This window comes from Dactylosporangium sp. NPDC000521, assembly GCF_042898305.1.
GTDB lineage: Bacteria > Actinomycetota > Actinomycetes > Mycobacteriales > Micromonosporaceae > Dactylosporangium.
Map to the genome: position 1 here is coordinate 78,210 of NZ_JBIAYW010000033.1, position 11,555 is coordinate 89,764.

Annotated in this window: 9 protein-coding genes and 1 pseudogene; 7 read left to right on the plus strand and 3 right to left on the minus strand. The window is 72.1% G+C overall.

Going from position 1 to position 11,555, the window contains the following annotated elements:
- Nucleotides 1–110: 110 nt before the first annotated feature.
- A complete protein-coding gene (locus ACFY3L_RS50235) occupies nt 111–431 on the minus strand; it encodes a hypothetical protein (protein ID WP_389341598.1) in 321 nt (106 codons plus the stop codon).
- A 39-nt stretch (nt 432–470) separates the two neighbouring features.
- On the opposite strand from ACFY3L_RS50235, the pseudogene ACFY3L_RS50240 reads away from it, so the two are divergent.
- The 3 genes and pseudogenes from ACFY3L_RS50240 to ACFY3L_RS50250 form a co-directional block, all read left to right on the plus strand.
- Nucleotides 471–1,005 (plus strand): annotated as a pseudogene (locus ACFY3L_RS50240) (transposase family protein); the annotation flags it as partial.
- Nucleotides 1,006–1,397: 392 nt separating this feature from the next.
- Nucleotides 1,398–1,736, plus strand: coding sequence for a hypothetical protein (locus tag ACFY3L_RS50245; protein ID WP_389341568.1), 339 nt, complete (start codon nt 1,398–1,400; stop codon nt 1,734–1,736).
- Between the two features lie 107 nt (nt 1,737–1,843).
- Complete coding sequence (locus tag ACFY3L_RS50250) at nt 1,844–2,830, plus strand: hypothetical protein (RefSeq protein WP_389341571.1); 987 nt, start codon at nt 1,844–1,846, stop codon at nt 2,828–2,830.
- Between the two features lie 183 nt (nt 2,831–3,013).
- On the opposite strand, the gene ACFY3L_RS50255 is transcribed toward ACFY3L_RS50250, so the two are convergent.
- A complete protein-coding gene (locus tag ACFY3L_RS50255; RefSeq protein WP_389341574.1) occupies nt 3,014–3,367 on the minus strand; it encodes a VOC family protein in 354 nt (117 codons plus the stop codon).
- A 23-nt stretch (nt 3,368–3,390) separates the two neighbouring features.
- Nucleotides 3,391–4,209: a MerR family transcriptional regulator gene (locus ACFY3L_RS50260; RefSeq protein ID WP_389341577.1), complete on the minus strand. Its 819-nt coding sequence runs from the start codon at nt 4,207–4,209 to the stop codon at nt 3,391–3,393.
- 84 nt (nt 4,210–4,293) lie between these two features.
- Between ACFY3L_RS50260 and ACFY3L_RS50265 the strand changes: the two genes are divergently transcribed.
- The 4 genes from ACFY3L_RS50265 to ACFY3L_RS50280 all read left to right on the plus strand — a co-directional run bounded on the left by ACFY3L_RS50265 (nt 4,294) and on the right by ACFY3L_RS50280 (nt 11,439).
- On the plus strand, nt 4,294–6,825 hold the full coding sequence (locus ACFY3L_RS50265; RefSeq protein ID WP_389341580.1) for an AAA family ATPase: 2,532 nt from the start codon (nt 4,294–4,296) through the stop codon (nt 6,823–6,825).
- Between the two features lie 50 nt (nt 6,826–6,875).
- The gene (locus ACFY3L_RS50270; protein WP_389341592.1) at nt 6,876–8,750 is read left to right on the plus strand and encodes an ABC transporter ATP-binding protein; all 1,875 of its coding nucleotides are present in this window, start codon (nt 6,876–6,878) and stop codon (nt 8,748–8,750) included.
- Nucleotides 8,751–9,116: 366 nt separating this feature from the next.
- A complete protein-coding gene (locus ACFY3L_RS50275) occupies nt 9,117–10,094 on the plus strand; it encodes a glycoside hydrolase family 5 protein (RefSeq protein ID WP_389341583.1) in 978 nt (325 codons plus the stop codon).
- Nucleotides 10,095–10,158: 64 nt separating this feature from the next.
- Nucleotides 10,159–11,439 carry an ABC transporter substrate-binding protein gene (locus tag ACFY3L_RS50280; protein ID WP_389341595.1) on the plus strand — a complete coding sequence of 427 codons (1,281 nt, stop codon included), beginning with the start codon at nt 10,159–10,161 and terminating at the stop codon, nt 11,437–11,439.
- Nucleotides 11,440–11,555: the final 116 nt, after the last annotated feature.

Below are 11,555 nucleotides of genomic sequence, written 5' to 3' on the forward strand. Positions count from 1 at the left end.
CCGCCGGCCGAGGGATGGCCCTTGTACTCGGCCGGCGCCTGGTGCGTCGCGAGGGGTCGTCCGCGTCGGTACCCCCCGCGACCGCCTGCTGCTTCGCCGCGCCGCGGCGCCTACTCGGGCGCGGACCCCAGCGCCTCGACGAGCGGGTGGCCTTCGTCCTCGACCGGTGCGTCCAGCTCCAGCCGCCGCAGCGCGTCGACGTACGCCGCCGGCGGCGCCCCGTGCTGCAACCCGAGCGTGATCGCCGTGGCGAGCGCGTCGGCCAGCCCGGCCAGCTCGGACCCGTGCACCCCCGCCCGCAGCTCGACCAGCCGCAGCCCACCGTCCATCCCGTGCCCGGTCGTCATCGCCCCCGGCACCCCGCCGATCGTGAACTCCACCGTGCACCCGTCCGCCCGCCGCTCCCGCGGCCCCGGCACAACACCAGCCATGGCTCCACCCCGTCCGGTTTCCGTGCCGGCCCCCGACGACCGGCGACGCCCCGAACCGTAGGCCACCCGGCGTCCGAGTCACAGCACCGACACGAGCGGACTTCGAACACCAGATCGACACGCCGCCGACACGCCGACCGGCGCGGCCACAATGCCACGGCCGGCCATCACCATCACTCCGGCCGCGGTGCCGCCTGGCGATGCGTGCAGGAAGCGATCACCCTGCTCGCCGCGGCCGCCGGCGACCTGAGCACAGCGATGGCACGCATCCGCACCCTCGCGTACGCGATCCTGGACGGCATCCTCATCCCGATAGACCGAGTCGCCGACCAGCGGCCGTACTCCTCCGGCAAACACCGACGACACGGCGTCAACGTGCAGGTCATCGCAGACGCTGCCGGGCTGCCTCGTGTGGACGTCGCCGGCGCTGCCCGGCGCGACCCACGACCTGATCGCCACCCTCAAGACCTGGAAGACCCTGGCGAAACTCCGCTGCTGCCCACGCCGAGCCACCACGATCGTGCAAGCCATCCTCGCGCTGCACCACGTGGAGACCAGGCACTACCCACAATGAAAATGGCTCACTGCCTGATCGAGAAGATCAGCGCGATCCGCGTCCCGGACGGATGAGCTCGTCTCGAAAGGGGCACTCTTGTCAATGTCCTCTATACACCGCCTATCCGCACAGTTCGAAGAAGACTTATATAAACCCCAATTGTAATTATCAGACGCATTGGATGTCGTGTATTTGTCAATTATCGCGCCGTAGGGTCGTGGTGGCATCACGCTGAGCTACGGTTGCGACACTTGACGTTGTGATGCGGTCGTCGGCCCGGTCGGCGACAGCGTGTCCGCATCTGCCGGGTGGCCTGTGTCGATCGCTCTCTGCCTGGAGGACGGGATGCCCCCTCGTGCGTGAAGGGCCCGAACCGAGCGGCGACCCATTGACGACATGGCGCGGTCGCCGTGCTGGTCACCCGTGGTGCGGTCGGCGGCGTCGCGCTGCCCCGGGCCGCTCTCGCGCTGGCGGTCACCCTCGACCTCGTGCCGACCGGGTGGGAGCGGCCCCCGTTGACCCGCCTGCCGTACGACCCGATCGCCGTCGACGGCGGCGCGTTCATCAACGGCAGCCACCGCGCGCTCGTCACGCTCGACGCCGCACGGTGGTCACCATTTTCCGCGAATGGTGACCCGCAGCACCGGAATCCAGTAAGAAATGTAGAGGCGCTTTATATATTGTCGTCAGTATATATCTCTGATAATTTGGCCCCACGCATCCGTCGGACCCGAAGGGCCTTTCAGTGAAACTGCAGGAATTCACCTCACCCGGCACCTTTACCGTTACCGTCCCACCTGGCTCGGCCGTGCTCGTGGAGGCCTGGGGCGGCGGAGGCGGGGGCGGGGGCGGCTGCGTGAACAGTTCGGCCGTGTGCTTCGGCGGCGCGGGTGGCGCGGGCGGGTCGGGCGCCTACGTGCGAGGTGTCGTGACCGCCTCGCCCACCGACGGGACCCTCACCGTCGTGGTCGGAGCGGGCGGAGCCGGGGGCGCCGGCGCCGCGTCCGCCTCCTATACCGGCGGAGTCTCCGGTTCCGCCGGCCGTCCGGGCACAGGCGGCGGCGACACCACGATCAGCAACGCCGGCTCCACCGTCATCAACGCACGCGGCGGCGCGGGCGGAGCCAACGGAGGGGGCGGGAACATCTCGGGCGCCGCCGGCTCCAACGGACAGGGCGGCAGCGGCGGAACCGGTACCTTCCCGGCCGACAGCGGGCTGAGCCGAGCCGGTGGCAACGGCGGAAACGCCGCCGCCACTTCCGGCGGCCCGCAGGCCGGCCAGCCCGGCAGCTCCACCAGCAACGGAATGCTGCCGCCGGCCCCCAACACCGGCGGCGCCGGAGGCGGCTGCACCCAGAACCAGAACCCGGCCGGCAGCGGCGGCGCCGGCAGATCCGGCTACGCCGTCCTCACCGTGCTCTCCAGCCCCACCACGGCTCCCAGCGAGCAGATCACTCCCGCGCCCTGGAACCAGAGCACCTACAACCCGACCATCGACAGTCCGAACAGCCGCGCCACCGTGACCTGCACCCCGGACGCGGTCAACGTCCAGATCGTCGTCAACCGCACCAATCAGCCCGACAAGACGTTGCAGTTCTACTACAAGATCGACGACAGCGCCCCGATCTTCACCAACGTGACCGTGAAAGCCGACGCCAACGGCAACGCCACCGGCTCTTTCAGCGTCCCCAACGTCACCCGCGGCGATCACCGGCTCAACGTCCTCATCAACACCGCCGAGTCCGGACAGACCTTTACACCATCGGTAGAACCATTCCCTTCACCTTCTGACCAACCAGGAGGTGGCCGCCGACCGCAACGGAGCACGTCCCACCACCACTGACCCCGATGAGCGCGTCGGTGCGCGATGCCGGCGCTCGTGGTGGCGACGGCGGGGGAAGCCGGCGGACTGTAGGACCCGGGCGCTGCCCGGGTCCTACGCGTCGGCGGCAGGAAGCAGCCTTCCGGTGCGGGTCCACGAAGTGCTGCCACCGGTCCCCGCCCACGCCGGGCCCCCTGAAGACGATCAGCTGGCGCCGATGTCGAAGAGGTTGCCCTCGGGGTCCGACAGGGTCGTCCAGACGGCGCCGTACTCGGCGAAGTCGGCGACCTGCTTCGCGCCGAGACCGACTGCGCGGGCGACGGCGCCGGGCAGGTCGGCGGAGTGCAGGTCGAGGTGGATGCTGTTCTTGCCGGGGGTCTTGTCGGGGACCTGGATGAACATGAGGACGGGCTGGGCGCCGGTCGAGCGGCCCACGGTCGCGAAGAACGGGGTGGCCTCGGGATCGACGGGGCGGTCCAGCAGCGCGGCGTAGAAGCCGGCGAGGGCGGCCGCGTCGGCGCAGTCGACGGTGACGTGGGCGATGGCGAGGTCGGTCACGGGTTCTCTCCTCAGAACGAAGGTCAAGCGGAAATGGGCCAGCAGATCTCGGTGCGGAACTCGTCGGGGTCGGTGGTCTCGCCGGGTCCGACGAGGTAGACCTCGACGATCGGGTCGGGCAGGGCGGTGTCGTGGGACGCGACGTGCAGGCCGAGCCGGCCGTACGTGATGTCGCAGTCGGCGAACGGGCCGTTGTGCACGGCGACGGCGTAGCGGGAGGGTGGCAGGGTCGCGAACCGGTCGTCGCCCACTCGGACCACATCGGCCGAAACCGGAACGAAGGCGACGACCTCCCCGACCTCGCCCTCGAAGAACTCGGCGGAGTAGGTCGCGCCGGACGGGCCGGCCGGATCGGTGCCGAGGTCGGCAAGGGTCGAGTACAGCGCGGGGAAGACCTGCCCGCACCAGTCCGTCACCTCGGTGCGGGAGAGCCGGGCCGACACCCGGAGCACGGGCGACCCCGCCGACAGCCGGTGCCGGACCGGCAGCTCAGGCTCGGGCCCCAGCAGGCGGCGCAGCGAGAGCACCACGTCCCGGGTGCGGGTGAGCTCGGCCTCCATCCGGTCCAGGTGCCGGGCCAGCGCCTGGTGCCGCGCGGACGGGTCGGGCTCGGCGAGCACCCCGCGGATCTCCGCGATCGGCATGTCGAGATCCCGTAGCCGCCGGATGAGGTGCGCGTCGTCGACCTGCCCGGGCGCGTACCGCCGGTAGCCTGTGTCCTCGTCGACCCCGGCGGGCACCAGCAGCTCGATGTCGTGGTAGTACCGCAGTGTCTTCGCGCTGAGATGGCACAGCCGCGAGAACTCGCCGATGGTGACGCCCGGTGTCATGCCCCCTGTCATGCCATTGAGTGAACCTGTTCCAGTAGGTGGAAGGTCAAGCTTCTCCGCATATGCTGTCGGGTATCGACACAGATGGAGGCCTCCATGGACGGAGCGCCACTGCTGTCCGCGAAGCTCACCCGGCCCGAGACGGTGGACCGGGCGCTGCCGCGTGAGCAGCTCATCGACCTGTTGTGGACCCTGACGGACCTGCCGGTCACCGTGGTCACGGGGCCGGCCGGATCCGGCAAGAGCCGCCTGGTCGCCGCGTGGGCCGACGACAGCCCGGGCTGGGACTCGATCGCCTGGCTCAGCGTCGACCAGGACGACCGGGGCCAGCCGGCGCGCCTGTGGCGGCACCTGCTGGCGGCCCTGCGCGGGGCCGGGGTGCTGCTGCCCGCGACGCTGCTGGACCTGACCGCCGCGCCCGACCACGCGGCGGTCACCGAGCTGGCGGCCGTCCTCGCCCACCAGCAGCACTCGATCGTGCTCGTCCTCGACGACGCCTGCTGGCTCGACGCGGAGCAGCTGGACGAGATCGAGTTCCTGCTGCGGTACGCGCAGAGCCACCTCCGCCTGGTGCTCGTCGGCCGGCACCGGCCACGGTTCCCGCTGCACCGCTACCGGCTGACCGACCAGCTCAGCGAGCTGCGCGGGCCCGAGCTGGCGCTCGGCGCCGACGAGGTGCTGGCGCTGTTCGCGCTGCACGACGTCGACCTGACCCCGGCCGCGCTCGCCGACGTGATGGCGCAGACCGGCGGCTGGCTCGCCGGGGTGCGGCTGTGCGCGCTGGCGATGGCGGACGGCTCCCCGGTGCCGGTGCTCGCGGGCCACGACTACGTCGTCGACTACTTCACCGGGGAGATCCTGGACCGGTGCACCCCGCGCCGGCGGCGCCTGCTGGCGGGGGTCGCCCGCCTGGACACGTTCACGGCCGGGCTCGCCGCGATCGTGGGCGGCGTCGATGAGGGCGACGTCATCGCCGAGCTGGAGGAGGCCGGCGCGTTCCTGGAGACGGTGAGCGAGGCGCAGGGCACCTACCGGCTCCACCCGCTGTTCGGCGCCGTGCTGCGCGACCGGCTCCCGCTGCCGCCCGCCGAGGAGCGGGCCGCCGGCCTCGTCGCGGCCCGCTGGTCCGCCCGGCACAGTGACCTCGCCGAGGCGGTCAGGCACGCGGCGGCCGTCGGCGCGTGGGAGGACGCGGCCCGGTTCGTCGTCGACGACCTGGCGGTCGGCGAGGTCATCGTGGACGGACCGGCGGGCCGGCTCACGGGCCTGCTCGCCGGCATGCCCGCCAGGCCCGAGACGCCCGAGGGCGTGATCGTCGCCGCCGCCCACGCGATCTCCCACAGCGACCTCCCGCGGGCCGAGCGGCTCCTCGCCGGCGACGCCTGGCTCCCCGGCCCGGACGCGTCGCTGCCGAGCCGGATCGCCGCATGCATGGTCCAGCAGTCCGTCGCCTACGAGACCGGCGACGCGGAGCGGCTCGAGGCGGTCACCGGCGCCGCGGCGCGGCTGCTGCCGCAGGTCGACCCGGGCAGGATCACCGCGCGGCCGGAGCTGTGGGTGTTCGTCCTGTCCGGGGTCGCGACGGCGCACCTGCGGGCCGGCCGGCTCGACGAGGCCGCCGGGAGTTTCGCCGCGGCGATGCGAGCGGCCCGCAGCGAGCGGTGCGGCGGCCTCCTCGCGTACTGCACGCAGCATCTCGCCTTCACGGAGGCGCTGCTGGGAAGGCTGCGCTCGGCGTACGACACGGCCCATCGGGCATCCGACGTGGTGGCGCGCACCGAGGCGCTGAACCGGGGCCCGCGGCACGTCGCCGACCTCGCGCTCGCGTGGGTGGCCGCCGAACGCTACGACACCGCCGCCGCCTGGCGTCACCTGCGCACCGCCGAGGCCGGGCTGGCCACCGACATCATGCCGCGGGAGTGCGCCTACGCGGCCACCCTGACCCTCGTGCGGTCCAGGCTCCTGCGCGCCCGCGGCGAACTGCCCGCGGCGCTGTCGGTGCTGCGCGGCGCGCCGCCGGAGACCTCGGCCCGCCTGTGGGTGCGGCACGAGCTGGACCTCGCCGAGTCGCGGGTCCTGGTCGCGATGGGCCGCCACGAGGAGGCCCGCACCGCCCTGGCGCGGCTCGACCAGGAGCGGCCGGAGGCGACCCTGGCCCGCGGCTCGGCGCTGCTCGCGACCGGTGACCCGCAGCGCGCCGTCGACTGTGCCCAGCAGGTGCTGCGCCTGCAGGGGCTGGCGGTCGGCGCGCTCGTCGAGGCGTGGCTGCTGCTCGCGGCCGGCACCGCCCGGCAGGGCGACGACGAGCGCGCCGCCGAGGCGCTGCGGACCGCCGTCGGGTTCACCGTCGACGACGGCGGCACCCGCGCCGTCCACGAGGCCGACGGCGTCCTGCGCCAGCTGCTGCGCCGGCTCGCGGCGACGGCGGATCCCGTGCCCGGGTTCAGCCTCCGGCAGGCGGAGGTGCTGCGGCACCTCGCGGCGCTGACCCCGACCGAGGAGATCGCCGAGCTCATGGACGTGACGGTGAAGACGGTCCGCACCCACATCCGGGAGGTGCTGCGCAAGGTCGACGCGTCCAGCCGTGCCGAGGCGGTCCGCCGGGCCCGCGACCTCGGCCTGCTGTAAACCGATTGGACCTGAAGCCCACTCCAGGTCGTACGGTGGCGGACGTGAGCATGGAAGTCACCGCCTGGAACCAGATGTACCAAGCCATCCACGCGACCCAGGACCGGCGGCCGTTCTCGGTCGCCACGCTGCGCCGGATCGCCGCGTTCGCGCGCCCGCACAGGGCCCGGCTCGCCGGGTTCCTGTCACTGAGCGTCGTGACGGCCCTCCTCGCGGTCGCCACGCCCGTGCTCGCCGGCCGGGTCGTCGACGCGATCGTCGGCGGCGGCTCCCGCGACACCGTCATCACCCTCGCGGTGCTGATCGCGGTCATCGCGCTCGTCGAGGCCGGCGTCGGGCTGCTCGCCCGGCTGCTGTCGGCGCAGATCGGCGAGGGGTTGATCCACGACCTGCGCACCACCGTCTTCGACCACGTGCAGCGCATGCCGGTCGCGTTCTTCACCCGTACCCGCACCGGCGCGCTCGTCAGCCGGCTCAACAACGACGTCATCGGCGCGCAGCGCGCGTTCAGCGGCACCCTGTCCGGCGTCGTCAGCAACGTCGTCACCCTGTCGCTGACGTTCGCGGTGATGGTCAGCCTGTCATGGCGGATCACGCTGCTCGCGCTGCTGCTCCTGCCGGTGTTCGTGCTGCCGGCCCGCCGGATGGGCAGCCGGCTCGCCCGCCTGCAGCGCGAGGCCGCCACGCACAACTCGGCGATGAGCACCCAGATGACGGAGCGCTTCTCCGCGCCCGGCGCCACCCTCGTCAAGCTCTTCGGCCGGCCCTCCGACGAGTCGGTGGAGTTCGCCGCCCGGGCCGGCCGGGTCCGCGACATCGGCGTCCGCACCGCCATGAACCAGACCGTGTTCATCACCGCCCTGACCGTCGTGTCGTCGCTCGCCCTGGCCCTCGTCTACGGTGTCGGCGGCGTCGCGGCCCTCGCCGGCCGGCTCGACGCGGGCGCGGTCGTGGCGCTCGCGCTGCTGCTGACCCGGCTGTACGCGCCGCTGACCGCCCTCGCCAGCGCCCGGGTCGAGGTGATGAGCGCGCTGGTCAGCTTCGAGCGGGTCTTCGAGATCCTCGACCTGCGCCCGCTCGTCGCGGAGAAGCCCGAGGCCCGCGACGTCCCGCCCGGCCCGGTGTCCGTCGAGTTCTCCTCCGTCCGCTTCGGCTACCCCTCCGCCGACAAGGTGTCCCTCGCCTCCCTGGAGGAGGTCGCGAGCCTGGACACCCGCGGCGGCGTCGAGGTCCTGCACGACGTCTCGTTCAAGGCCGAGCCGGGCCAGATGATCGCCCTGGTCGGCTCGTCCGGCGCGGGGAAGTCCACCATCGCGCAGCTCCTGCCGCGCCTGTACGACGTGGACAGCGGCGCCGTCCGCCTCGGCGGGATCGACGTCCGGGACCTGTCCTTCGACGCGATCCGCTCGACGCTGGGCATGGTCACCCAGGACGGGCACCTCTTCCACGAGTCGGTGCGCGCCAACCTGCTGCTGGCCCGGCCGTCGGCGACGGAGGACGAGCTGTGGGCGGTCCTGCGCCGGGCCCGCCTCGACGACCTGGTCGCCTCCCTGCCCGACGGCCTCGACACCGTCGTCGGCGAACGCGGCTACCGCCTCTCTGGCGGCGAGCGGCAGCGCCTCACCATCGCCCGCTTGCTCCTGGCCGGCCAGCAGGTCGTCGTCCTCGACGAGGCGACCGCGCACCTCGACTCGACGTCGGAGGCGGCTGTACAGGCAGCGCTCGCCGAGGCGCTCAGCGGCCGGACGGCGGTCGTCATCGCGCACCGCCTGTCCACCGTCCGCGCCGCCGACCTCATCCTCGTCGTCGAGGCCGGCCGGATCGTCGAGCGCGGCACCCACACGTCGCTGCTCGCCGCCGGCGGCCGCTACGCCGAGCTCTACTCCACCCAGTTCGCCGACACCGACGACCAGGTCCGCGTCTGACCCAATCCGAGGGCGGCCCGAGCGTGGCCTGCCCGAGGCGCACCCTGGCCGCTGACGACGCGCCGCCCGCCGGTTTCAAGGCGGGCGGCGCGTCGCGTTCCCGGCGGGTACTTCCGGTCGCGCCCGCCCCGCCGTCCCGCCGCCTTCGTGCATCCCGGCGATGCCGGCCGTCGATCGCCCTGCGTCAGCCGGCTGCCGACCGCACCTCGAGGAATTATGCGCTTCAGTCTCGCCGTGCGGCGGCGGAGTGGGATTGACAGCTTCAATGTGCGGGCCTAGGTTGATGGAACTTATCCGGTTCAGTGATCGCGCACCCCCACCCCAGGCGCGCGGCGGGGCCGGCACCGCCTGAAGGGTCGATCCGCGATGCCCCACCACGGGTTCAACGTCCAGTGGATGTTCAACGCGCACGCCGGCGTGGCAGGGCCCGACGAGCGGGTCCTGGACGCCGTCGCGGCGTGGGGGTTCGACTTCATCCGGCTGCCGGCGGACTACCGGCTGTGGAGCGTCGGCGGCGACCCGCACCACGCCGACGAGTCGGTGCTCGCCCGCGTCGACAAGATCCTCGACGCGTGCCGGCAGCGCGGCCTGCATCTTTCACTGAACCTGCACCGCGCGCCCGGTTACATCATCACCGGGTGGGAGACCGAGCCGTACAACCTGTGGACGGACCGCCCGGCCCGCGACGCGTTCGTCGCCACGTGGGAGCGGTTCGCCCACCGGTACATCGGCATCCCAGCGGACGAGCTCAGCTTCGACCTCGTCAACGAGCCCCCCGCGCTGGGGCTGCGCGGCTTCACCCGCGACGCCCATGAGGACGTCATCCGGCACGCGGCCGCCGCGGTGCGGGCGATCTCGCCGGACCGGCCGCTGGTCATCGACGGCCTCGACGGCGGCAACCTCGCCATGCCCGAGCTCGCCGACCTCGGCGCCACGCAGAGCGTCCGCGGATACCAGCCGATGAGCGTCTCGCACTACCGGGCGCCCTGGTGGCCCGGGCATCACGGGCTCCCGGCGCCCGCCTACCCGTGCGACTACGACGGGCGCTGGTGGGACGCCGCCGGGCTGCGTGACTTCTACGCGCCGTGGCGCGAGCTGGAAGCCACGGGCGTCCCCGTGCACGTCGGCGAGTTCGGCTGTTACGAGCACACCCCCGACGACGTCGCCCAGGCCTGGTTCGCCGACCTGTTCGACGTCTTCGGCCAGTTCGGCTGGGGCTACGCCCTGTGGGAGTTCGAAGGCCCGTTCGGCATCGTCGGGCACCACCGGCCCGGCGCCCGGTTCGAGCGGCGTGACGGCTTCGACGTCGACGTCCGCCTGCTCGACCTCATGCGCGCGTTCTGACCCTGGCACCTGTGCGGCACAACCGATAACACCCCCCTCAGATCGGAAGGTGGTACCCGTGCATATGAAGAAGCACCTCGTCGCCTTGCTCGCAGTGACCTCCCTCGTCCTCACCGCCTGCGGGGACGACGCGGGCAGCGGCTCGGACGGCAAGATAGCCGGCGACATCACGGTACTGACGCAGCGGACCGACCTCGTCGACACCGTGCTGCCGGAGTACAAGAAGAAGTTCGAGGCGAAGTACCCCGGCACGAACGTCAAGTTCGAGGCGATCACCGACTACGAGGGTGAGGTGCGCGTCCGGATGAACACGAAGAACTACGGCGACGTGCTGCCGATCCCGAACTCCGTCACCGCCGACCAGCTGCCGTTGTTCTTCGAGCCGCTGGGCACCGTGGACGCGCTGAAGGACAAGTACCGGTTCGTGCGCTCCGAGCAGACGTTCGGCGGCAAGGTCTACGGCCTCGCCATCACCGGCAACGCCCAAGGCTATGTGTTCAACAAGAAGGTCTGGGCGCAGGCCGGCGTCACCGAGCCGCCGAAGACGCCCGAGGAGTTCCTCGCGGCGCTGAAGGCCATCAAGGACAAGACCGGCGTGATCCCGCTGTACACCAACTACAAGGACGGCTGGCCGCTCGGCCAGTGGGAGGGCGTGCGCGGCGCCGTCAGCGGCGACCCGGAGGCGGCCACCAAGCTCGCCAAGGACGACGCGCCGTGGAGCCCCGGCAAGGAGCAGTACATCATCGACTCGCTGCTCTTCGACGCGGTCAAGGGCGGCTACACCGAGCCGGACCCGACGACGACCAACTGGGAGCAGTCCAAGGGCATGCTCGGCACCGGCAAGATCGCCACGATGGTGCTCGGCTCCTGGTCCGTGGTGCAGATGCAGGCGGCCGCCGCCAGCAAGGACGACATCGGCTACTGGCCGTTCCCCAACCAGGTGAACGGCAAGTTCCACACCGTCGTCGGCGGCGACTACAAGAACGGCATCAACGTCAACTCGAAGAACAAGGCGACCGCGCGGGCGTGGGTGGACTGGTTCGCCGACGAGTCGAACTACGCCACCGACCAGGGCGGCGTCTCGGTGGTGACGAGCGCGCAGCTGCCGGCGTCCCTCGCCGACCTGCAGACGGCCAAGACGGAGTTCATCGAGCTGAACCCGGCGCCGAAGGGCGAGGAGGGGCTCGCCGACAAGATCGGCAACACCGCCGAGATCGCGCTGTTCGACGGCAAGTACCGCCAGCGGATCGTCGACGCGGCCCGTGGCGCGAAGAAGGAGACGAAGGAGCAGATCTTCGCCGACCTGAACAAGAAGTGGGCCGACACCCGGGCGAAGCTCAAGTAGGTGCTCCTCGGCGTGGGGGCCCCCCCCCGGGCGCCCCCCCCCGGCCGCCCCGCGGGGGGGGGGGGGGGGGGGCCGACCCCCCCCCGGGGTTTAGTTGGGGCCCGGGCGGTGCAGAT

What these genes read in the sequence shown, in the direction of transcription:
- ACFY3L_RS50260 (WP_389341577.1), bottom strand. Translation starts at nt 4,209, where the DNA reads ATGACAGGGGGCATGACACCGGGCGTCACCATCGGCGAGTTCTCGCGG.
- ACFY3L_RS50235 (WP_389341598.1), bottom strand. Translation starts at nt 431, where the DNA reads ATGGCTGGTGTTGTGCCGGGGCCGCGGGAGCGGCGGGCGGACGGGTGC.
- ACFY3L_RS50270 (WP_389341592.1), top strand. Translation starts at nt 6,876, where the DNA reads ATGGAAGTCACCGCCTGGAACCAGATGTACCAAGCCATCCACGCGACC.
- ACFY3L_RS50265 (WP_389341580.1), top strand. Translation starts at nt 4,294, where the DNA reads ATGGACGGAGCGCCACTGCTGTCCGCGAAGCTCACCCGGCCCGAGACG.
- ACFY3L_RS50275 (WP_389341583.1), top strand. Translation starts at nt 9,117, where the DNA reads ATGCCCCACCACGGGTTCAACGTCCAGTGGATGTTCAACGCGCACGCC.
- ACFY3L_RS50280 (WP_389341595.1), top strand. Translation starts at nt 10,159, where the DNA reads ATGAAGAAGCACCTCGTCGCCTTGCTCGCAGTGACCTCCCTCGTCCTC.